The sequence below is a fragment of the Bacillus sp. 11B20 genome (assembly GCF_056098985.1).
Genome location: NZ_JBLZWZ010000009.1, coordinates 342,754 through 363,167 on the forward strand (window position 1 = coordinate 342,754; position 20,414 = coordinate 363,167).

Below are 20,414 nucleotides of genomic sequence, written 5' to 3' on the forward strand. Positions count from 1 at the left end.
GCCACCTCCTAGAAATAATAGAATCGGAAATCGAACTTGATTTCGAAAGAACCACTCGTTCCCGACAACACAAATTCGTTCCAGCCAGGCTCGAGCCGAATCGTCTGCCGGTTTGTGTCTCCGAAAATACTTACGCCTTCTTTGCGAGCTTTGACGCCGTCCAATACGATCGTCTCTTTAGTCGTCGAATCTCCGGTATATTGCCACGCATCCCCCGTCGTTTTGTTCGTGATCTTTAACTTAGATGAGGCGCCCTTATACGAAATGACTAACGGTAATTCTAACGGATCAATACGAATAGCCCCCGCATTGTAAATACGGAAGCTCTTTGACGTATGTTTATAGACCAGAATAGTATCTTCTAAGTTTTCGCCGAACTGCCAAAGACTCGCGTCAAAAGTAAACGGGTCCTGCGTCGTTCCGACCGATTCGCAGTAAGGAGATGCGCTTTCGAACGTTAGTGAAAAATCGGCCACGCTTCCGCTTCTTTCCGGATCAAAAGAATCGCTCAGTTCGACTCGCCAACGTTTTTTCGGATTGCCTTCCGCGACTAGATAAAACTCGGATTCTTGGTAGAGAGCGTTGTATATTTCGTCGCGTAGCAAGTAGAAGTCGGCCGCGTCCTCAGCGTACATAGTACAGTCGGCTGTGATCCGGCGATTTCCGAAATCTTTGCCCGTGCGATAAGAACCGTTTTTACCCGGTATGTTTTCGTAGGTGATATTCGGAGATGGCGCCGATACAACCAAGCTACGTACTAAAACCGATAAATCCCTCGCCATATCAATAATCGTTCCATTGCGATACTGAATACGGAAGTTTGCGTCCGAGCGCGGAATCGCTGAAGATCGCCCGAAAACAATATCCGGCGAGAATGCATCTTCATTAAAGTTTTCGTCAATATCAACAACGGTAGGTTCCGGCTTTGGCTGCGCTGGCTTATCAACGTCGGTGCTCGTATCCGTTGTCTTCTTCGTATCATACTTCGTCAGGTTATGTGTCGCGATGATGTTGTTCAGTTTCGTCGCATACGCTGGGTCCGTTGCATATCCGGCATTTACGAGCGCCTTCGTTGCTTTCCTATAGTTCGTTTGACCGACGACTGCTTTGTAGTGATTCGGGTCCCAACTCGTTCCGTTAATGTATAACTTCGCGAGGTCTTGCATCGACTCGTACCATGACGGATACTTACGGAAGTCGGCGTAGACCTGAACGTTACGGCCGTTATAAACCTCCCACGTAAGCATCCGAATTGACTCGCCTTTGTACGAACCCTTGACGCCGAATAGGTTTTTACCTTTCGTAGCCAAGCCCGAATTACCATAGCCGGACTCCAAACATCCCTGCGCAATGACAAGCGACGCGAGTATGTTGTAATTTCGGTATATTTTCTGCGCGTCCGGCGCAATTGCCTTAATGAAACTAGCGTTACTCAACCGCTCACCTCCTCCCTAATAACTGCTTCGATCTATTTCGTCCATCTGCCGCCTACTTACGTGTGGCTCGACTAGGCGTCCGACCACTTCACCCTCCATAACCACCGAAAGCCCTTTAAGAGAATCGATAGCAGTTGCGAGACTGGATAGGTGCGCCTGTATTTGCGGACTGTTGCCGCCTACTGCCGAAGTTATTCGTGCTGTGTGGCCCGCGTCGATCATACGGAACAAATTCGCTTGTTGTGATTCGGTTAGCATCATTTCGTTTCGTAGAGCACGGATATCAACTTCGTGACTCATCGGACGATCGATAAACTTCGATGCCATTCCGCCTGAGTGTAGCTTACCGGCTGGTTTGCCGATGACGCCCCCGACGTGGTAAGTACCTTCGTTTCCTCGCCCACGGCTGACGGCTCGTTCCGTTTTGCGTGTGACATCGTTAGTAAATACGGTGATATATTTACTCAAGTCTTTGCCGAGTTCGTTGTTCATCACCTTCGCTTGGCCGGTAATTTCGATGACTTTATTCTTCGTCTGTTCTAACTGCGAAATTTCCCTTTCGATGGCTGCGAGTGATTCTCTATACTCAGTAGTCTTTTTATCCGCTTCAGTGGTGTTATTTACGAGATTAGCGCGTGCGTCTTTCAATTTCATAATTTCACGATCTAGCACCGCAACGCCTTGGCCTTTCTTTGCAGTAAGACCTACTTGTCGTAGTTCTAATTGGACCATTTTTTGGTTTACTTGATCGAGTTTACCTATTTCCTTTTGTGTTTCCGCAAGACTTTCACGTTTTTTCTGTAAAACTTCTGTACTCTTAATCAGTTCCGTTTGCTTAGCTTCTAGGAGTCTTTTTTCTCGCGCCAATTCCACTTCGAACATTTGAGCAGAGGCTTTATCGCCTTTGTCTTTTGCTTCAGCAATACTTTTTTCGATACCTTCGACTCTCTTAAGCTGATCTGATACAGCTTTTTCTTTAGAAATCCGTTGTGATTTGACATCGTTAATCTCTTGTTGTATCTGCTTTTCCTTTTTGAGTTGACCATCCATATTTCGTTCAGCAATCGTTTTCTGTTTCTCTAATTCCAAGCGCAACTCTTCCGCTTTCTCTGCACTCAAACGTTTCATCGCCTCGGTATTCTTCGCGATTGCATTTCCTTGCGCAGAGAAAGCCGCTTCCGTTTGCGGTGACTTCTTGATGATCTGATCGTTCAGTTGTAAGAACCGGTCAAACTCCTCGTTCGTAAGCCCCGAGTTTTTACGGAGGTCGTCTTGCTCCGCGTTCAGCTTTTTAATCGCCGCCGAATCCTTCTCGTTAGCCAGCGCGTCCTTGTTGTCTAAATAACGCAGTAGTTCATCGTTCGTCAGCTTCATCTTCGCCTGGAGGCCGTCGTATTCTTTGATCGTTTTGTTGATACCGTCGACTTCCTTTTGTTTCGCGTTTGCCGCTTCGAGGCTGACGGTGTTCATCGCTTTATAGCCCGCACTGACCCCGACTAACAAGCCGCCGAGTATCGAAAGGCCTGTTATGATCCAGCCAGCCGGCCCCATTGCTACGAATAATCCACGCAATGCAAAGCCGAGCTTTATCGCAGAAGAAGCCGTAAGGGCGATCCCGGCCGACGTACCGATCATTGCGACGCCTGTCGCTACTACGCTAGGGTTAATCGAACTGAACGCCCGAACCAAGTCGGCTCCAATATCGACTATTTTTCGTAGGTGCGGTAAGAATTCGTTTCCGAGCTTAATGCCTAGCGTCTCGACTGCGCCGCTAAGTTCTTCTACTGATCCGAGGAAGTTGTCGAGCTTTACTTTCGATACTTCCGCCGCCGTTACTTTCGACATGGCCGCCGCCATATCTTCAACGCCTTTTGCACCTTCTTTATAAAACACCGTACCAGCACGAACCGCATCCGAGCCAAATAGCGTCTGTAGCGAAGACTGGCGTTGCTGATCCGTTAGCCCCTTGAACGCGTTTTGTAGAATGCCGGAAATAGACGCCAAGTCTTTTAAAGAGCCGGCTTGGTCGAAGAACTTATTCGTTCCGTCTGCCGTTATAAGGCCGAGCTCCATCATCTCTTCGTGTTGCTGCTTCGTCTGCGGTTCTAATCGCGATAGCATCGTTTTAAGCGACGTACCGGCATCCGAACCTTTGATTCCGTTCTGCGCAAATACCGCAAGTGCCGTCGCCGTATCCTTAAACGACATTCCGATTCCGGACGCGACTGCCGATACCTGGGCCAAGCCGAACTTCATTTCGCCTACGTCCGTCGCTGATGCGTTGGCTGCGCCTGCGAGAATGTCGGCCGCTTCAGATACCGATAAGCTATCGGCCTTGAACGCGTTAAGTGCAGTACTGGCAATTTCGGCCGCATCCGCAAGATTTAAGTTGCCCGCCGCTGCTAAATCGAGCGCGCCCGCTAAGCCTCCGTTTATGATGTCCTTCGTCGTTACGCCGGCCTTTACTAGTTCCTCGGTTGCCTGCGCCGTTTCGATCGCACTGAACGACGTCGATTCGCCGAGCTTGATCGCAAGGTCGGTCAACGTTTTCATCTCGCCTGCCGTGGCGCCCGATACCGCTTTGACTGCGCTCATTTGCTGCTCGAAGTTCGCCGCCGCTTTTGCAGACGCTCCGATGCCGACTACGACTGCGCCGCCCACCGCTAGGGCCGCTTTCTGCACGAGACCCATTTGCGAGCTTAACGACTTGGCCGAGTTGCCCATCTGTTGCATCTGCGCCTGGGCTTGCGCTACGCCTGCCGTGAATTGGTTCGATTGTAGCGTCAGCGTCGCTGTGATTTCACCTACTGATACACCCGCCAATAGATTTCCTCCTTTCCTCCGTTATTTAAAGAAGTTCCGCAATTGCTCGAACTTTTCACGATCAAATTCTTCGCGGTCAACATAGCCGGCCTGTTTACGTAAGTCTTTTACGAGACGTTGGTATTCGCGATCATCCATAACGCGGCCCTCAGAACCGACAAGCAACGAAATCATCGACAGACGATCTATCGCGTTAGCCTTCGTTTTGGAGCGTAGGATTTTCGGAATATCAACCATGTAATATTCGTTTTCTATTTGCCGCTGCGTAACGCCGAGCAGAACTGCCGCATCTATTAAGTAGTCATCGATTGTGTACTCGCCTTCATCCGTTTGCTTTACTCCGCTACTTTCGGAAGAAGGCTTTTCAGGTTTTTTGCTACGGATTGCAGACGGTTCTTCTCAACTACCGCGATTAAAAACTCGACAATCTCGTCAGTGCCTACGTTTTCGTGCACGTAGTCTTTGTCTAGTCCGGAAAGGACAGCGACAATCTTTACGACTTCATCCATCGCTAGATTAATAGCCGCAACTAGGGTCGCTGCGAAGTCTTCTTGGCCGTTCGTGCTCAAAACCGTAAAGAATAAGTGCGGCAGGCGATCGACTACTTCGAATAGTTCCTTCCATATGACCGGCGTCAACTTCGGTACTTGAACCGTTTTGTCGCCGAGTGTAAGTTCGCTTGATACCTTTTTCGTGCCGATACCAAATAAGCTCATTGCGTAACCTCCTTTCAAAATAAAAAGACACCGCCGGTAAGCGATGCCTTTCGTTATTATTCTGCTGTTTCGTCGCCCATGATAAATAGGTCGCCGTCGTTGTCCGTATCCGGATATGCTTTAAACGTTAGATTCGCGATACGCTCATCGTCTGAGTTGTACGTGTATTCCGGATCTGACATAGCGCCCGCAAGTGGGATCGTAATATAGTCGTTTGGTGTTGTACCCGTAGCCGTCGGTTTGATAACGAGCTTTTTAGCCGCCGCTAACATATCGAAGCCTGCTTTACCGGAAACGACTAACTTCATCTTCGCCGGGTCCGTGCTATCTTTCACGAGTCGGCTATTCGGCATTGCTGCGGCTAATCTTTCTAAATCATGAAGCGCAAAAGGCACCGTTACTTCCGCATTACGACCTTTCATCGTCGACTTGACGGGGGTGTCCCCATACTGATCGACCGTCGTATCTTGAATTGACGTCTCCGCCTTGAAGACGATGCCGCCTTTCGTGATATCAAACGTAACTAGCTCGGAACCTTCGCCAAATTCGACGATTGCCGGACCGATAGGAACGTTAATCCCTCTAATTCCTGCCGCCATCTATTTTCCTCCTTTTATATTTGCGCAAAATAAAAAGCGCCGCTAAGGGCGCTCTACGCAATCGAAATTTAATGAATATATTGGACGATCTGATTCGTCGTCTCCTAAATACAACGGCGCCGAGTTATTGCAACGTATCTGTACGATTGAGCTTTCGCCTATCTGAACTTCGGACAGATTCGTAAGCGCATCGTATAACTCAAACGCCTTATCTTCCGCTCCTGCTCCGTCTCTTGATTCGCCGCGCACGAGTATTTGAAAAGACGGCCGCTTTAGTCCGGTGTACTTAGACGTCGGGAAGCCGCCCGTTAATTTAACGGATATTTCCGCCCCCTCGCCGCTTATTGAGAATTTATTTGCGTAGTAATCACCGTCGACTCGCGCTTTTATGAAATTAATTAATTCGACTATACGCATTAGGTAAGCCCTCCACGTGCACCATCGGCAATCCAACGGACGTATTTCTCGGCGTTGCCGCGTAACGGTCTTTCGAGGTATTTGTTTCCGACCTCGTAGCCGTCAATTCCGCCAGCACCCGCCGACGTAGGTCCGAGTTTGTAATCCATTTCGTGCGTCCAAATTGCGTAGTTAAATCCGTCCTCGACCGCTCTGAATGAAACGTCAACCGACGCTTTTCCTGCCGTCAATTTAAACTTCTTCGTGACGCTGCCCCGTAACGTACCTTTGTCAATCGGCGCGATGTTTTGCGCAACCCTAGCGAGGTCGTCGCCTGAATCTCCAAGCGCTTGTGCCGCGCCTTCGAGTGCGCCTCGACTGGCTGCGTTGATCCCGCTGATAAAGTTACTCGCATCAAACGTAAAACTCATAGAAGCACCTCCGTCAGAATCGCTTTACCGCCGATGTGTCTCTTAACGTTGATTTCCTTCGGTCTCTTATCCATCGTTTCTCCGAGTTCATTCGTATAAGAGATAACGTCGGTATAACGTACATCAGCCAGGCGATCTAGTAGAATACGAGCCGATGCGACTGTTTCCTCGGACTTAGTGACGCCGTTGTTGCGTGACTTGACTGCGGTAGAGCCTTCGTCGATGCGGCATTTTAGCGTTAACTCTTCGGCTTCGGCGATCGGATTTCCCCAAACGTCTCGTTCAGAAGATAGGCGCTTCACCGTAATAGTTTGGCGCATAGGAAAGATCGCCATTTACAGCACCGTCCTTCTGATGCGTTTGCCTCCGATTTGAACGCCGTTTTCTTCTTCGATAGCACTGATTGACTCGCGCGGAATCAGGTCTTCGTCTTCGCTCCGTAGCGTGTCTTTGTAGTTAAACGCAGCGACGCCTGTGATTGAGTACGAGGAAATTCCGTGCTTATTCAACCGGTTAGTGTCGTTGTACGCGATTGCCAGTACATTGATAAATTCGTAGATTGCTCTATCCGGTATAACGTACGTAGGAAAGACACGAGTAAGAGTCGTAGAAGCTCGGTTAAATAGACGTGTCTGCGTCTTTTCATCCGCCGCATTCCAGTCCTCGATATCTACTAAAAACGTATTGATATATTCGTTTGCACCTTCGACCGTAGCCGCCATTCGCCCCACCTCCTGTTATTTTGTGGAGGATTTCTTGGCGGGCTTTTTAGCTGGCGCCGGCTTCGGTTTATCCTCCGTTTTTGGTTCGTCTTCAGCCGTGCAAACAGCGTCGACGAGTGCGGTTAATACCTCGATCTCTTCCGGATCTGTAGTCGTGTAGATTCCGTCCGAAAACTTACGAGGCGCGCCGCCTACATAAAACGTTAATTCTTTGTATCGTGACTCAAACGTTGCCAAGTCCGCATTACCTCCGTTCTATCAAAAAAGTAAAGCCCGCGAGTGCGGGCCGTTATTACTTAGCGCCTTTGATGCGTGCGTGAGCTGGCTCCTGTTGGAACTCTAGCACGTACTCACCGACTAGCATGCCTTGGAAGTAGTCGCCTTTCTTGCCGAGGTACTCATGGCTCATATCGCGCGTCTGTAAAGGACGAATTTTGATGCGGTTTTTATCGACGATAAGTACTTCGTCCGCTGCCAAGTTATCGTTAATAGATACCGGAAACTCTCCGAAGTCAGTCGTCAAGAAGTTAACAACAGTTCCGCGGCTCTCTTCGCCCTGGTTTACTCTGACAAGCGACTTATCAAATTTAGAAACAATACGTTTTTGTTTCGCAGGTACGATGATTTCGTACTGACCGCCGGACTTGAAGCCGCCTTTAGTGTAAATTGACTGAACAGCGTCGTTGATAGCTTCTAGCGAAAGTTCTTGACCGGCAAGATCAGTCACGTTAGTTTTAATGAAGCTGCGAACTCCGTCCATTTGACGTACTAATCCGTTCTCGTAGCGAATGCCACCAATGAACGCTTTTTCCATTTGAAGCGCTAATTCAAGCTGTTTCTTTTGCTTTTCGTACTCGTACATATCCGTGATGCCGTAATTGGCGACAGCCGCAGCAGTACCGGAAATTTCAACAGTTTCGTCAAAGATTTGCGTAATGTTCGATACGCGTTTACGTGGCTTGTAGCGACCTTGTCTAGCGTCAGCACCTTCCGAACCTTCTACGAACTGAACCTCAACTTTCTCGTTCGCAGTAATTGCAGACGCAGTAGTATTGGCGTAGCCACGGACTACTGTTAGTTCCTTCGCTGACTTATTAACCGCAGTAACAAGCGCTAGTTCTTCGCCAAGTTTAATGACATGCCCGTTACGGAAAGGTTCTACAGAAGATACTTTTAGAACAGTTGCGTCGGCAGCAGCCGCGTCAGTAACGTTGCCTTCATACGCAAACATCTCGTCCTCGAACCATTGGTGCTCGGTTTGTGTTACTGGACTAGAAAAACCAAGCATCGCAAGCAACGGAGTTTGGTGCGGATTTAAAAGTAGTAATTCGTCTTGTACCGATTCTGTTTTACCAATCAAATCATTAGAGAAAATCTGTGACATAAAAATATGTCCCCCTTTTTTGTTTGTATTAAAAAAGACCCCTAATTAAAGGAGTCTCATTTTCTTAACTGTCTTTTTAATTGAGCAACCGCAGCGCGATCTTCTGTACGACCGCTCTTACGTGCTTTTTCCTCGGCTTCTTTAATAAGCTGATCCGGCGTTTTGTCGATCTTATCCGTCCCCGAATTCGTACTCTGACCGATAGGTTTCGGCTTCTGCGCGATAAGGAATGGCTTTTCTTCTACCAACGCCTTTACTACGCCCTCGACTCCGACTACTTTTCCATCTTCTACTGATACGCCGCTTAAATCAGCCAAGCGCAGTGCATCGTCAAGATAAGCGATATTAGCCGATGTTGCCGACTTGATGAATGCGTTCGTAATCTTTTCTTGCTCGCCCGCTTTTTTAAGATCCTCGATTTGCTTCGTTAAGGATTGTTCAACTTCCGACTTTGCGTCGAGTTCCTTTTTGATGCGGTCGAGTTCCGTTAGCTCTGCGTCTGCCTTTTCTTGCTCCGCTTTCTCATACGCGCTTAGCTTCGCTTTTAAATCGTCATAATCTGCGTATTTAGAGACAGCGCGTTTAATGCGAGACGTAATCTTCTCGTCAAACTCTTCCTGCGTGAGTTCAAGTTTCTTCGGCTGATCATCGTTTGGTTGCTGCGTCACTTGATCTTCGACTTGGCTTCCGCCTGCTTGATCATCTGCGTCAAATAACGGCATAAATCGTTTTACAAACATATCGTCCTCCAACCGTTTTAAGGCCGTCGCCTATTAGATAAAACAGCCGTTTAGTTTAACGTCTTAACGTTCGGACAATAAACCGACATCTCTAATCGGTGAAAATACGTGCTTACAACGCGGATGAAATATCTCACCCGTCGCCTGTAGTTCTTCATAGGTTTTAAAATCGCCAGGCGCTTCCGGCGTCAACTTTATGATCTCGCCTTCATGACCGCGACAGGCGTCTTTCGCCCCGTGTGACGATATTTGCGCATACAAAACGCCGCGATCAACGGCTTCGTTAGTCGTTGCTTCACGGTATGTCTGCATCATTTTCGTCCGAGTCACCATGTCGGCGTATACTTCCGGCTTCCAGCGCCGCCCTTTTGCGTCGACGATTCCGGTCACGACCGATTCTTTGAGCCGCTTTTTGATATCGTCTCGTATCGTCCGTCGTCCGTTTGTACCCGCCGCCATGTTGTACTTAATGGAATCGGAAACGGCTCGGCGAACCGCGGCTTTTGTTTTCCGATCTACGTTTTGCGTGACGGCTAAAAGATCCGCTTGTGTATCCGCAATAGCAGTCGCGACCATTGCTTCGTTTAGTTCGTTGAACTTTACGATAAGAGCCGCTTGCTCAACTGTCTCGGCGACTTTAAGCGCCACAAGCGTATTGATTACGCCTTCGTTTGCGGCTACAGGTACGTTTTCACTAACCCACCGCGCTGACTTCGTATCAAGATCGCTTAATATCCGACTGATTGATTGAAGCGTAGCAAGCGCATTAGCTCGTCGGAAATCCGAAATATCAACGCGATCAAGCTCGGCGAGAATGTCTTTGATGGCGGAACGATAATAGCCGGCAAGCTGCTTCGTCTGATAATCGTAGTTAGGTGCCGGTACTTTCGCCATTACTCATCGTCCTCAGGTTCCGGCGGCGCTTCCGGTTCATTAAAGATCGACGCATCTACGAAGCCATTTGCGGATGTTTCGTCTTCTTCAATGCGGCGCATGATTTCGTCCGCCTTTTCGTCGTCAACGTCATCCATCGCCTTGATTGCGCTTCTTACATCAAGCGTTGGCTTCCCTGCCGTTCTGATCTGCATGATTTCTGCCCACTCTTTCTCGTTCTGCGGAATTCCATCGTTCCAAATAGCACGCGGGTAAATAGCTTCGTCAACCTTAATGCGTTTGACCGCCTTTTCTAAAAGCATACACGTCCACAGTGCATCTCGGATCGCCCTATCATAATGCGCTCTTATTCGTTTCACCTTCGAAAGAATCGGCATAAAACGAGCTTTAATCGCAGCACCGTCTGTATGGGACGTTCCGGTTCCGCCTGAATTATCTCCCGACAAAACAGTCCCGAATAACCATTGAGGCGTCTCTGAGTTCATAAATACGGTACTAAAAAGAACGTCTAACTCTTTAAAAGCCGCGTCCAGTTGCGCTTGCCACACCATATATCCAGGCGTATGATCTTCTTTAGTTACCGGAATGTAAGCTCCACCAAACTGAACCGTGTTGCCATCGTCTTGAATCTCCGGACCATACGCTGTAGGGTCGCTGTGTTTCCATAGAATATAGTCGATCTGCACTAAACGGTCGTTAATCGCAGCAAATACTGTCTCTAACTTCTCTAAGCCGCCGATGCCAAAAAACTCGTCGTCGATCGACTTGTAAGGTACGTGAAAAACCGGAATATGCGGCAAATGAGTTTCTTCGATATCTTCTTCGCGACCTGTCGGCAGTTGTTCGCCGATGGTATATACGGATAAAGACATGCCAGTTGAGGTATCAACTCCGTTTTCGTATAATCGGTATCGCGAATAAAGGATGTAGCCCGGCACATGACGTTCAACGTTTAAAAACGGGATCTCCGTCTTCTCCGTTTCGACCCATTCGATCTGCGCAATATTGACCGCCTTTAACTTCTTGACGTTTCCGACGCTGAACTCCGGAAAGACTGCGCCCGCGCTGACGTGTTCGATGATCGCTTCCATTTCTGCATCTGCCGGTACAGGCAAGCCGAGTTTCTCAACTTCCGTAAAGTCTTGTCGATATCCGTACCGTACCTTAAACCATGAATCGCCGCGGAATCCGTTGGCCGTTGCGCTTTCGTGAAGAAGCTGATTAATATCGTTTTCCTCAACGTAGCGATTAAGCGCCTTTTGTTCTTCACTGTCATCGGGTAGGCCGCTTTCGAATTGAACCGGTTCGCCTACGAGAAGGTCAGCCGGCTTCGTGACGAGAATGTCAGCAAGATTGACCGCGATATACAGCTTTTTTAACTGCTCGGCCTGCGGCGAATCTTTAAGAATGTCGGTCGCACGTTCATAGACGTCTCGGTGACGACCTTCGAATAGCTTTTTCATGCGCCGATACTTTGCTAGACGTTCTATTGAGTCAGCCGGAGGAAACTGTGCACCGGGTCGGATGATACTGTACGTCTTGGTATGCGATCCGTCGTCGGGTTCGTGGTTGCGGTGCTTAAAAAAGTCCGTAAAACCCATCGCTTATTCCTCCTTCAAAAGATCGTCTAATTCGTTGGTTAAGGCGTTTATATCCTCGATTGTTTGATTATCCGATGTGTTGTCGGTGATAATCTGTCTATCCGCTAACTTACCAATTAATTTCGTGTAAATTTCGATAGCCTTCATCGAAGGTTGTTTTCCTCGTATCGACCGCATCAATTGACCATAAACTTCCGCTTGGTGACTCGCTAACATCTCGTCAGCTAATAGACCCATATATTCGATGAACACGGGGTCTTGAGTTCGCCAACGATACAATCCCATACGCGACATGCCTAGTTCTTCAGCTAATTCCGCTTGCGTTTTCTTTGCGCCGTCTTCCGGCATTATTTCATTCATGGCACATGCAAGGGCTGCTTTCCTTTTTTCATACGACAGCTTTGCTTCTAGTTTCTTTTTTAGCGACATTTAACGTCCTCCTTTCGTTACATATACTTCGGCTTCGCTTTAATCACCGTTTTGGCTCGTTTACTGACACTCACCGCCATCTCGAGCGCATCCGGTAGATCATCGTGCCAGTTCGAGCCGTACCGTTCAAACTGTTCGAGTAAAAGCGCTTGACTGCGATGAAATTCGATCTCACCTTTTTCAATCTGCGGCATAAGCGCCTCGATACGTAGTGCTTTTCGTGACCTCTGATTGATTTTGGATACGCGGGTAGTTGACGGATATCCTTTTAACGCTAATTCGCGTTTAATAGCGTCAACGAACCATTCTTGTGCGTTTTGAGATTCCGCAGCAATTCGGTCAGGTTGATATTCCATAACCTTATGGACAATTACCTCGAGAAATTTGTCCGGATGTAGCCGTTCACCATAAGCATCAATAACGTATATTTTTCCAGTCTTTTTATGCTTGGCTACTGTAGCAATCGCGGAAAAGTCACCCTTCTCTTTCCCCATCGCAAAGTCAATTCCCATATAAATGGCGTATTCTTTATGATTGAGTTTAAAATCCGTCCAATAAGAAAAGGACTCCGGCTTGAATAGCTGCGAATCCTCGTCGATTGGGTTATTCATAAATTCGGTATTGAACGCCTTTGTGCCGATATTGACCTTTTCGATCATCAGCGCAGCTATAGGAAATCGTCCAGGCCACAAAACCTCGGCGCCTTCGTCCATTTCCACTTTGTGTTCCTCGTAAAAACGCATTGCAGCGCGCGCATTCGGCGTAGACATTGTATCTTCTGATTCCGCCTGCATCATTTCTTCGACTTCTTCGTCGCTCGGTACGTACTCTTTGTAAATACGTTCGAATTCCGCCCAAAGGTCGGTTCGTTTCGGCGGCTTAATGATCGCCGGAAAACTATTCTTAATAAAATCGCGACGTTCGTTCAGTACGTAGTTCAGCAAACTATCGAAGTGTACAAGTGTTCCCATGAAAATAAACGCTGTTTTCGTGGGATCACCCGCAGGCATAAGGTCTTGGTTAAGCCAATCCTTCGCCTTCTGACGCAGTTCAGGCGTATTGTTCGAGTCTAGCGACTCCAAGTCGTCCAATAGAATTAAATCCGGACGCTGCGAGCCATTACGGAAACCCCGGATCTGTGTTCCGAGCGACGTCGCTTCCATTTTGATTCCGGTCGTTGTAATAAAAGCCGTTTCGGAATCTTTTTCATTGCGCGTTTTCTGCTCGTACAGGACTTCGCCAAAGTCTTCCCGTAGCTTTTGGTTGTACTTAAGCTGGCCAGCGACCCACTTGATAAATTTGATCGATCCGGCGTTCGTTTCCGAGATAATCAAGATCATACGCCGCTTTTTATAGACGATTTCATGCACCGGAAATCCGTTCGATAGGTACGCTGACTTTGCGTGACCCCTCGAAGCCGCCCATGCGATACGTGCCGTTTTATTACGGTTAGATACCGAGTCGAGGATAGACGATAATTTCCGGTGAAAGTCCGGCGCGTCGTCCATGTCAACCGCGGTCGTCGGCACGAGGTTATCCGGATTACCTGGGTTCCGCGCTTCCGAAAAGTATTCGTAGAAGAAATAAAGCATATCAGTCTCGGCACGATGGACCCGTTTCAGTTTGATTAATTCGTCGCGATCCTTCCGCATAAGATCGACATGATATTCGGTATGCTTGCCCGCCTGGATAATGTCGCGCAGTTTCTTCAGCCGTTCCGTTACGGCCTCTATCCGCGCTTGCCTTTCCTCACGTTCTAAAAACTTGCCGTTAATAAACGCCAAACTACCGCCTCCTTCCCGTCTATTTTCCGTTGACTTGCCGAATTCGATATCGTATAATGAATGTAACTTAAAAATAATTAAAGTACATTGGAGTGAAGACGTATGGCTAACGAAGTGAATCCGATTAAAAGTAAACGCGATTTCAATAAACTAAAAAACGCCCTCAAACCGGGGCGCGACCGTCTGTTATTACAACTAGGGACGGCTTTTGGACTTCGTATTTCCGATTTACTTTCGCTTAAGATCGGCGATCTTCGCGGCCAAACGTCTCTTAAAATAACCGAAGCCAAGCGCAAGAAAACGCGTGTCATTACGTTCTCGGCATCCGTCAAAAAGCTCGTCAATGAACTCGAAGGCGCCGACGGTGATTACGTATTTGCAAGCCGTAAGGGCGCCAAACCGATCAGTCGCGTTCAAGCCTACCGTATTCTAAACGAAGCCGCCGAGCGCGCTGAAATCGCTAAAAAGATCGGCAACATCGGTACGCATACGTTGCGTAAGACATTCGGCTACCGGTTGTACGAAATGAATATCGCAGTCGATCGGATCATGGCGATTCTTGGTCATTCATCCGAAAAAGATACGCTTAAATATATCGGAATCACAGCAGACGAGATTTCGGTCGCATACGAGAGCATCACGATTTAGTTCGCGGTGCTTTTTTATTGCGGCGGATCTTTGTAGACTCTGTCGATCGCATACGGTTCCGATACAATTCCATAGCCGCCTTTTCTGCGATTATTATTATGGGCTTTCTCATACTCCTTCATCGCTTCACTCAGTTCAGCCAACGCCTTTGCCGCCTCTTTCGCTCCGCGCTGAACCGCTTTGAGTCCTTTGATAGCTTTCGCAACATCTACGTCTACCCTTACGTTTAAATTGCCGACTGATTCGCGTTTGTTTTCCGCCATTCACGTCATCCCCTTTTTCGTTAATAAAGCGTGCTACACGATGCAACACGCTTTTTACAGAGGCGACAGGAATCGAACCTGTCCACGCGGTTTTGGAGACCGTATCGCCACCTTGGAACATGCGCCCCTATGTTGTCACACCGGCCGTGGTCCGCTTCTTTGAGAGGCGTGCCGGTGAATGTACGCACGTCAATCGAATGCCTTTACGGCTCTAATGCTAGACGCAAGCACAAAAAGACCTCCGGTGCTGCCCGGAAGCCTCGTTCTGATTGCGTCTATTCGTTAACTTTTTCGTACGTCTCTTCGAAAATCTCCTGTTCAACCGGATAACGCTCGCCGCGAACTCCGGTAACGATGTAATGCTTGCCGACTTCAACCTCGTACCATCCTTCAAGCGTTTTGATCGCCGGCTTGTTATTCGCTTTAGGTATCAGGCTGTCTTTCGGAAAAAATCCGATTAATTTGTCCGAAAATACCGGATAACTGGCGTAGCCGTCTTCCATACCGTCTTCGAAAAGAACCGCTTCGACTACGACCGGCTTTTTGTGATACTTCGTCATCTATCCGTCCTCCTTAAAAATAACACGAAATCAGCGCTTTTAACCGATTACCCTTACGAATACCCTAGTCGGCTACCGAAACGTCTAATTTCGTGCATTTTACGTGTTAAAATCGTTATGCTAGTCCGTACCGTTCCCGAAGTTCTTTCATATCGGTGGTTATTTCCGCTTTTAACGCGTCGATTGCCGCCGGTTCTGCGCCGTCCGTAAGCCGTAATTGTTTCAGCGCCTCTATTTTCGTCCTTAGCGCGCTGTTCGTGATTGCGGTCGGGTAATGCGTACCACAGACGATACAGTCAAAGTACGTTTCGACGACGCCTTTTCGGACGGACCGTTCTTTTAATACGACGGCGGTTCGCTGATTGCATGCGTCGCAGGTGGCGAAAGTAGGTAGCGTGGTCATGTACGTTCCTCCGTTTCCCAAACGACAATACTAACTGCCGCGCCCCCCTCGTCAATATAGCACGGTAAAGGGTGTGCCATTATTTTCGGGTCATTTAAGTCGGGTCGATACGTATAAACACACAGCGAGTGGTCGTCGTATCTCTCTACCGTGACTTTCTCCGGTGTATAATTTTCGTTCAAATACTCCAAGACTTCGTATAAATCGTCAACTGGAAATTCCCGAAGCATTTCAATCATGCTTTCCGTGACATAAACGTTCTCAGCGAGTTTAAAACATTCGGTAATATCTAACGACACCCTAGCGGCCTCCTTCCCGTATAACGAAAAATACGTATCCGTCTTCGTCAGGAAATAGCGGAATCTCTTCCGGGGATATATCCGAGGAGCGCGCAACAAGACGATATGAATAGAATCCGATCAAGTATAAGCCTAAGATTTCTTCTTGTTCGCGTCTCAACTCGTACATTTCGTATAATTTCGGAAGATATTCCGAAGCGCTTGTGCCTTTCGTAAAATAGGCGTTAGAACCGTATTGAATGCACCCGTCAGTAATTTCAGTAATTAGCGTCACGTTAGCGCCTCCCCTCCGTTTAATCTAGCGTATTAACCCTCCACCTGCTCCGAACATCTTCGGATAGCCGCGACCGATCGAATCGCAGCATGACGTATGTCTACGTACAGGTAGACGATTAACACCCCGAGTTTAAAAAATTGTGCGTAAGTTTTGTTCGTCAGATCCGGCGGTTTTGGCTGGGGCGCTTGGGGGCGGGTGGCTTTCGTTTATTTTTCGCGATTATTATTGAATAACGCATTCATAACGTTGCATAACGAAAGTAACAAAAAGACTTTCTGTTACATTCGCGCTGAGCACAGACGTTGGTGTGTCGCGGTTGGTAGCCGTTCGACCAACGCAACTAAACGAATGAACTTTATGCAGCGTACCAGCCCCGCCATACCGCCATTCGTGCGGGCTACCTATGCCGGCCGTCATGCATACGATCGTGCATAAACGGATTGGCTTCGGCTTTCAACCCCTCGAGTTTTCGGAGGCCTCGTCCGCGGGCGGCGCTTGCTTGATTGCGGAGTTCCTTTCCGGTATATCCACGTCACCCTACCGACCGCCTTCGTACTATATTATATAGACCGTCTGTGCCTGCCGTTACATAGCGCCTGTATGTCGGTACCCTAAACGCTGCTTATCGTTAGTATGTTACGTTGCGTTACGTCTCTCTATAACGTAAGACAGCATATCCGTATGTTACACAAGTATATTTACGCAATCCTTAACGATTAGCGACCGGTTATATGTCCGTCCTATTAACGGTATCCTTTCCGTATGTATTTAAGTACAGCGCCCTCGGCTTCGCCTCGTCCGCAAATATACATTCATTATACATATTGCGTATATGTGAGACGTAGCGTAGCGGAGGATCACGAGGTTTTAGATTTAGAAGATAAGAAGTAATTTCCGTCCTCAAAACGCTGTATCCCTCGTGGCTCTAAGCGCCAACCCCGTTTTCACTTGTACGAATAAAGTCGTACTTTTGGCGATTTTGTACGAATGAAGTCGTATTGATTATCAGTTAAATCGACGTAATTGAGAATAGGCGCATACCAACACGTATTGCCTACGAAACATTAACGCATATTTATTCATATATACGCATAACAATACGTTTCAGTGTGGCGAAAACAGAACACGAAAAAGAGACGCTCGCCCTGAACGTCCCTACTCTTCGTCGCTACCGTCCTCTATTTCGAACAGATCCTCGTACTTCCAACCGCCCGCTTTCATTAGCGCGACGACCTGCCAATCTTCGTGTCGGCCATTCGAATCGAACCGCGAGATAGAACCCTGCGGAACGCCTGACGCTTCCGACAGCCTTGTTTGCGTCCACCCATCGGCCTTCATTAATTCCTTCAGACGCGGCCGTACGTTTATGCGCTTGCTCATCCGCACCACCTCCGTATTTATATAAGTAATTATACGATATCGAATATTATTTCGCAATATACGTTGACATACGTTATACGATATCGTATAATAAAGGTACAGAAAGGAGGTGCACACGATTGATTGAACTAGCTACTAAAATATCCGTCTTGCTTGCGTCGTGGTTGGCGATCATTAAAACCGCGATGGAAATCAAGGCAATGAAAAAGCGACGGTCTCCCTCCAAGAAGAAACGTCGCAAGTAAACGGACGGGGCGCTAAGCCCCGGTTCAATCAATTATACCACACATGCGCAAAATTAATACGCTTGATACGTTGCTCATTATCGTTTTGATCGCCTGGATAGCGTTTTTGGACTACGGCTCAGTACAACCGATAGACTGCGCAGCCATTGCAACGCTACTGATTTTCGGCTTTACGGTCGCTTTAAAATCGCTAATGAAATAAGACGTTGAGCAGCCGTCCCTACCTACGACCCTAAGACGCTAATTAGACGGCGCTGACGTACTAAAATCGTGGAGGAATCGCCCAATATGATCGAGTATAACTGCCCGGACTGCTCATTCGCCCGGCTAGACGTAGAAATCGAAACGGCCGCTAAATGTCCTAACTGCGGCGGCCTTCTAAACATCGAGGAGGAGATTGCTTAGTGGACGTAAAATTGACGGCCTTAGACGGAACCCAAACGGCAGCCGATCCGCTACAACGAGCCGCCGAACTATTTAAAAGAGAACGCGACGATGCGCCTGCCGGCTTTGACTTCGGCTTTAGACTCGCTCTGATCGCGTTCGGATACGATATAAAATTCGAAGGAGATGTTGAATAATGAAACGTTTTATTACGATAGCAATCGCGGTGGTACTTATGACGCTCGGCCTAACAACGTCAGCCAGCGCAGCATCCATTACGGTTAAGGTTGACGCACCATACTACACACCTAAGGCGACGTCAGTGGACGTAGTGGCAACGAAAAGCAGCGGTAGCCGCGTATATTATACGATGACTTTGCAGCAACAATACACGGACGGATGGAAGTCGAAGCAATCGTTGAGCGGCGATTTCGTTAAAAGCACGCCGACCAAACGCTTCTATACTTCGACAATGACGAACGGCCAATACCGAATCAAATTTACGGCTTATAGCAACGCAGCCAAGACGAAGAAAATCGGCACTTACTACTCGAAAGACTTCGCAGTGACGAGATGGTAGGCGCCTAAAATACGAAGGAGGACGACGATATGAAATTCCGCAGATTCTTGTACGGATGGGCTAGGTTTTTGGGAGACGTTAACGCGGTGAAAAAGAACGACGTAGGCGGCCGGATCATGAGACGGAGCGTCGGAAGGGCTTTCGGAAGATTGTTTAAATAAGCGTATAGATACGTTATAATACGAAGGTTGTGAGGTGAAAGACGTGATTAGACCGCAGCCAGGCGATTATGACGTATCTGTCGTTTATGACATTCGCGAGATGCCCGACGTTAAGAGCGGACGGTGCGACAATTGCGATACGTCGAAGTTTAACAGTTCGATCAAAGGCGGAGTTTTCCTCCGTAAGTGTTCGAAATGCGGAATGACAAAGCGAATATAGGCGCAACAAATACGACTCTAAGACGATCAGAGCAGCGAAAAATAGTTACTGATACATAGAAACAAAAATTCTAATGGTGATTTTTTACTAATCTGTCATAGATGTATTGCATCTCAAGGCTATTTACTCGAGAATGGGAATTGCTTTACATAATAGTCAAGGAGGAAGTACGATATGAAAAGAGTCGTTTTAGGGTTTATCGCTTTATTGCTTATGTCTTCTGTTTTTGGGCACAACGTAAGTGCCGCAGGAAAGACCGAAAAGGAAGAAGTTCCCGAAATAAAAACCATTCAGGATTACAAAAATTACCTAGCTGATGCAATCGCGGAAGAAGGAAAAGATAGCGAAGCTACAGAAGTTCTTAAGAAGTTTGAAGCCCTTTCGAAAGATAAGCAACAGCGATTTGTGGACGTCATGAATGATAAGAAAGCCCTTAAAGAAATAATCGAAATGGATGAACCAGTCTCCAAAACCAGTGCAAAGACTGAAACTACTGCGTTGAACGGCGATTACAAAATCATTTCAGGAGAGACAAAGGATAAAGAGCCGGTACTTTCCACTAAAGCCGCAACAGAAAGAAGAGCATCATGGTGGCACACTCATTACTTGTTTGGTGTTCCACTAGTAAAAACAACTGTAGAACTTACATATAAAGCGGATGGAAAAACACTTATAGGTTCTCCTACAAAAGTATCTTCGTTCGTAAATTACATCTATTTTCCTCCTGTAAAACTTTCTAAGAACGGAACTAGAAAAGGCGGTATGGAAGTATTCTACGGTATGCAAAGATGGGCTTGGCACTTAGTTTCCGCAAAGTGGGGAACTCAATACGGTACTAGAGAGCAGTACATCTATGTTGAGGGCGGCACTCTCAAAGTGTGGGGAGACAACAAATATATTAATTAAAGTGAAAGGGTGTTATTGTAAAATGAATAAACCAGGCAAACAAAAGAACGAGAAAGAGGTTACAAAAACTAAATTGGCAACGAAAGTCCTTTTATTGATCGGGTTATTCTGTATAGCACTCTTATTTATGGCA

General features: G+C 47.5%; 26 protein-coding genes and 1 tRNA gene. 6 read left to right on the plus strand and 21 right to left on the minus strand.

Features of this window, described 5'->3' with window-relative positions; translation table 11 throughout:
- Window positions 1–8 precede the first annotated feature (8 nt).
- The 15 genes from ACN6NB_RS15940 to terL form a co-directional block, all read right to left on the minus strand.
- Complete coding sequence (locus tag ACN6NB_RS15940; protein WP_474253433.1) at window positions 9–1,436, minus strand: glucosaminidase domain-containing protein; 1,428 nt, start codon at window positions 1,434–1,436, stop codon at window positions 9–11.
- 15 nt (window positions 1,437–1,451) lie between these two features.
- On the minus strand, window positions 1,452–4,259 hold the full coding sequence (locus ACN6NB_RS15945; protein ID WP_474253434.1) for a phage tail tape measure protein: 2,808 nt from the start codon (window positions 4,257–4,259) through the stop codon (window positions 1,452–1,454).
- 335 nt (window positions 4,260–4,594) lie between these two features.
- On the minus strand, window positions 4,595–4,993 hold the full coding sequence (locus ACN6NB_RS15950; protein WP_474253435.1) for a hypothetical protein: 399 nt from the start codon (window positions 4,991–4,993) through the stop codon (window positions 4,595–4,597).
- Window positions 4,994–5,031: 38 nt separating this feature from the next.
- Entirely contained in the window at window positions 5,032–5,574 is a 543-nt protein-coding gene (locus ACN6NB_RS15955; RefSeq protein WP_035389492.1) for a hypothetical protein, read from the minus strand.
- A 42-nt stretch (window positions 5,575–5,616) separates the two neighbouring features.
- A complete protein-coding gene (locus tag ACN6NB_RS15960) occupies window positions 5,617–5,991 on the minus strand; it encodes a minor capsid protein (RefSeq protein WP_474253436.1) in 375 nt (124 codons plus the stop codon).
- On the minus strand, window positions 5,991–6,401 hold the full coding sequence (locus ACN6NB_RS15965) for a hypothetical protein (protein WP_474253437.1): 411 nt from the start codon (window positions 6,399–6,401) through the stop codon (window positions 5,991–5,993). Before ACN6NB_RS15965 ends, ACN6NB_RS15960 begins: the two co-directional genes overlap by 1 nt.
- Window positions 6,398–6,736 (minus strand): hypothetical protein, encoded by a 339-nt coding sequence (locus ACN6NB_RS15970; RefSeq protein ID WP_474253438.1) that lies wholly within the window; start codon window positions 6,734–6,736, stop codon window positions 6,398–6,400. Before ACN6NB_RS15970 ends, ACN6NB_RS15965 begins: the two co-directional genes overlap by 4 nt.
- On the minus strand, window positions 6,737–7,123 hold the full coding sequence (locus ACN6NB_RS15975) for a hypothetical protein (RefSeq protein WP_474253439.1): 387 nt from the start codon (window positions 7,121–7,123) through the stop codon (window positions 6,737–6,739). It lies immediately after the preceding gene.
- 15 nt (window positions 7,124–7,138) lie between these two features.
- Window positions 7,139–7,360: a hypothetical protein gene (locus tag ACN6NB_RS15980; protein WP_474253440.1), complete on the minus strand. Its 222-nt coding sequence runs from the start codon at window positions 7,358–7,360 to the stop codon at window positions 7,139–7,141.
- Window positions 7,361–7,415: 55 nt separating this feature from the next.
- Complete coding sequence (locus tag ACN6NB_RS15985; protein ID WP_474253441.1) at window positions 7,416–8,507, minus strand: SU10 major capsid protein; 1,092 nt, start codon at window positions 8,505–8,507, stop codon at window positions 7,416–7,418.
- Between the two features lie 56 nt (window positions 8,508–8,563).
- Window positions 8,564–9,247 (minus strand): phage scaffolding protein, encoded by a 684-nt coding sequence (locus tag ACN6NB_RS15990; RefSeq protein WP_474253442.1) that lies wholly within the window; start codon window positions 9,245–9,247, stop codon window positions 8,564–8,566.
- A gap of 63 nt (window positions 9,248–9,310) precedes the next feature.
- Entirely contained in the window at window positions 9,311–10,141 is an 831-nt protein-coding gene (locus ACN6NB_RS15995; RefSeq protein WP_474253443.1) for a phage minor capsid protein, read from the minus strand.
- Window positions 10,141–11,742 carry a phage portal protein gene (locus ACN6NB_RS16000; protein ID WP_474253444.1) on the minus strand — a complete coding sequence of 534 codons (1,602 nt, stop codon included), beginning with the start codon at window positions 11,740–11,742 and terminating at the stop codon, window positions 10,141–10,143. Before ACN6NB_RS16000 ends, ACN6NB_RS15995 begins: the two co-directional genes overlap by 1 nt.
- A gap of 3 nt (window positions 11,743–11,745) precedes the next feature.
- The gene (locus ACN6NB_RS16005) at window positions 11,746–12,171 is read right to left on the minus strand and encodes a phBC6A51 family helix-turn-helix protein (protein ID WP_099496794.1); all 426 of its coding nucleotides are present in this window, start codon (window positions 12,169–12,171) and stop codon (window positions 11,746–11,748) included.
- 17 nt (window positions 12,172–12,188) lie between these two features.
- Window positions 12,189–13,955, minus strand: coding sequence for a phage terminase large subunit (gene terL / locus ACN6NB_RS16010; protein ID WP_474253445.1), 1,767 nt, complete (start codon window positions 13,953–13,955; stop codon window positions 12,189–12,191).
- A 102-nt stretch (window positions 13,956–14,057) separates the two neighbouring features.
- On the opposite strand from terL, the gene ACN6NB_RS16015 reads away from it, so the two are divergent.
- Window positions 14,058–14,603: a tyrosine-type recombinase/integrase gene (locus ACN6NB_RS16015; protein WP_474253446.1), complete on the plus strand. Its 546-nt coding sequence runs from the start codon at window positions 14,058–14,060 to the stop codon at window positions 14,601–14,603.
- 14 nt (window positions 14,604–14,617) lie between these two features.
- Here the strand turns inward: ACN6NB_RS16015 and ACN6NB_RS16020 are convergent, their stop codons facing one another.
- The 6 genes from ACN6NB_RS16020 to ACN6NB_RS16045 form a co-directional block, all read right to left on the minus strand.
- Complete coding sequence (locus ACN6NB_RS16020; RefSeq protein ID WP_474253447.1) at window positions 14,618–14,866, minus strand: hypothetical protein; 249 nt, start codon at window positions 14,864–14,866, stop codon at window positions 14,618–14,620.
- A 57-nt stretch (window positions 14,867–14,923) separates the two neighbouring features.
- Window positions 14,924–14,995 (minus strand) — tRNA-OTHER (locus ACN6NB_RS16025).
- 146 nt (window positions 14,996–15,141) lie between these two features.
- Window positions 15,142–15,426, minus strand: a complete 285-nt coding sequence (locus ACN6NB_RS16030; RefSeq protein ID WP_474253448.1) for a hypothetical protein — start codon at window positions 15,424–15,426, stop codon at window positions 15,142–15,144.
- 115 nt (window positions 15,427–15,541) lie between these two features.
- Window positions 15,542–15,829, minus strand: a complete 288-nt coding sequence (locus ACN6NB_RS16035; RefSeq protein WP_474253449.1) for a hypothetical protein — start codon at window positions 15,827–15,829, stop codon at window positions 15,542–15,544.
- Window positions 15,826–16,128, minus strand: coding sequence for a hypothetical protein (locus tag ACN6NB_RS16040; protein WP_474253450.1), 303 nt, complete (start codon window positions 16,126–16,128; stop codon window positions 15,826–15,828). The genes ACN6NB_RS16035 and ACN6NB_RS16040 overlap by 4 nt, the downstream gene beginning before the upstream one ends.
- 1,432 nt (window positions 16,129–17,560) lie before the next feature.
- Window positions 17,561–17,785, minus strand: coding sequence for a helix-turn-helix domain-containing protein (locus ACN6NB_RS16045; protein ID WP_144492893.1), 225 nt, complete (start codon window positions 17,783–17,785; stop codon window positions 17,561–17,563).
- Window positions 17,786–17,904: 119 nt separating this feature from the next.
- Between ACN6NB_RS16045 and ACN6NB_RS16050 the strand changes: the two genes are divergently transcribed.
- From ACN6NB_RS16050 to ACN6NB_RS16070, 5 genes are all read left to right on the plus strand, one after another.
- On the plus strand, window positions 17,905–18,030 hold the full coding sequence (locus tag ACN6NB_RS16050) for a hypothetical protein (RefSeq protein ID WP_254965504.1): 126 nt from the start codon (window positions 17,905–17,907) through the stop codon (window positions 18,028–18,030).
- Between the two features lie 404 nt (window positions 18,031–18,434).
- Entirely contained in the window at window positions 18,435–18,611 is a 177-nt protein-coding gene (locus tag ACN6NB_RS16055; RefSeq protein WP_474253451.1) for a hypothetical protein, read from the plus strand.
- Window positions 18,611–18,994 (plus strand): hypothetical protein, encoded by a 384-nt coding sequence (locus ACN6NB_RS16060; protein ID WP_474253452.1) that lies wholly within the window; start codon window positions 18,611–18,613, stop codon window positions 18,992–18,994. Before ACN6NB_RS16055 ends, ACN6NB_RS16060 begins: the two co-directional genes overlap by 1 nt.
- A gap of 204 nt (window positions 18,995–19,198) precedes the next feature.
- Entirely contained in the window at window positions 19,199–19,375 is a 177-nt protein-coding gene (locus tag ACN6NB_RS16065) for a DUF8096 family protein (RefSeq protein ID WP_474253453.1), read from the plus strand.
- A 174-nt stretch (window positions 19,376–19,549) separates the two neighbouring features.
- Window positions 19,550–20,281: a hypothetical protein gene (locus tag ACN6NB_RS16070; RefSeq protein WP_474253454.1), complete on the plus strand. Its 732-nt coding sequence runs from the start codon at window positions 19,550–19,552 to the stop codon at window positions 20,279–20,281.
- Window positions 20,282–20,414: the final 133 nt, after the last annotated feature.

Excerpts from the sequence above, each read along its gene's own strand:
- ACN6NB_RS15995 (WP_474253443.1), bottom strand. The coding sequence starts at position 10,141 with ATGGCGAAAGTACCGGCACCTAACTACGATTATCAGACGAAGCAGCTT.
- ACN6NB_RS15990 (WP_474253442.1), bottom strand. The coding sequence starts at position 9,247 with ATGTTTGTAAAACGATTTATGCCGTTATTTGACGCAGATGATCAAGCA.
- ACN6NB_RS15955 (WP_035389492.1), bottom strand. The coding sequence starts at position 5,574 with ATGGCGGCAGGAATTAGAGGGATTAACGTTCCTATCGGTCCGGCAATC.
- ACN6NB_RS16005 (WP_099496794.1), bottom strand. The coding sequence starts at position 12,171 with ATGTCGCTAAAAAAGAAACTAGAAGCAAAGCTGTCGTATGAAAAAAGG.
- ACN6NB_RS15965 (WP_474253437.1), bottom strand. The coding sequence starts at position 6,401 with ATGAGTTTTACGTTTGATGCGAGTAACTTTATCAGCGGGATCAACGCA.
- ACN6NB_RS15975 (WP_474253439.1), bottom strand. The coding sequence starts at position 7,123 with ATGGCGGCTACGGTCGAAGGTGCAAACGAATATATCAATACGTTTTTA.
- ACN6NB_RS16045 (WP_144492893.1), bottom strand. The coding sequence starts at position 17,785 with ATGAGCAAGCGCATAAACGTACGGCCGCGTCTGAAGGAATTAATGAAG.
- ACN6NB_RS15970 (WP_474253438.1), bottom strand. The coding sequence starts at position 6,736 with ATGGCGATCTTTCCTATGCGCCAAACTATTACGGTGAAGCGCCTATCT.
- ACN6NB_RS16030 (WP_474253448.1), bottom strand. The coding sequence starts at position 15,426 with ATGACGAAGTATCACAAAAAGCCGGTCGTAGTCGAAGCGGTTCTTTTC.
- ACN6NB_RS16015 (WP_474253446.1), top strand. The coding sequence starts at position 14,058 with ATGGCTAACGAAGTGAATCCGATTAAAAGTAAACGCGATTTCAATAAA.
- ACN6NB_RS15985 (WP_474253441.1), bottom strand. The coding sequence starts at position 8,507 with ATGTCACAGATTTTCTCTAATGATTTGATTGGTAAAACAGAATCGGTA.
- ACN6NB_RS15960 (WP_474253436.1), bottom strand. The coding sequence starts at position 5,991 with ATGCGTATAGTCGAATTAATTAATTTCATAAAAGCGCGAGTCGACGGT.
- ACN6NB_RS16070 (WP_474253454.1), top strand. The coding sequence starts at position 19,550 with ATGAAAAGAGTCGTTTTAGGGTTTATCGCTTTATTGCTTATGTCTTCT.
- ACN6NB_RS16000 (WP_474253444.1), bottom strand. The coding sequence starts at position 11,742 with ATGGGTTTTACGGACTTTTTTAAGCACCGCAACCACGAACCCGACGAC.
- ACN6NB_RS16060 (WP_474253452.1), top strand. The coding sequence starts at position 18,611 with ATGAAACGTTTTATTACGATAGCAATCGCGGTGGTACTTATGACGCTC.
- ACN6NB_RS16020 (WP_474253447.1), bottom strand. The coding sequence starts at position 14,866 with ATGGCGGAAAACAAACGCGAATCAGTCGGCAATTTAAACGTAAGGGTA.
- ACN6NB_RS16035 (WP_474253449.1), bottom strand. The coding sequence starts at position 15,829 with ATGACCACGCTACCTACTTTCGCCACCTGCGACGCATGCAATCAGCGA.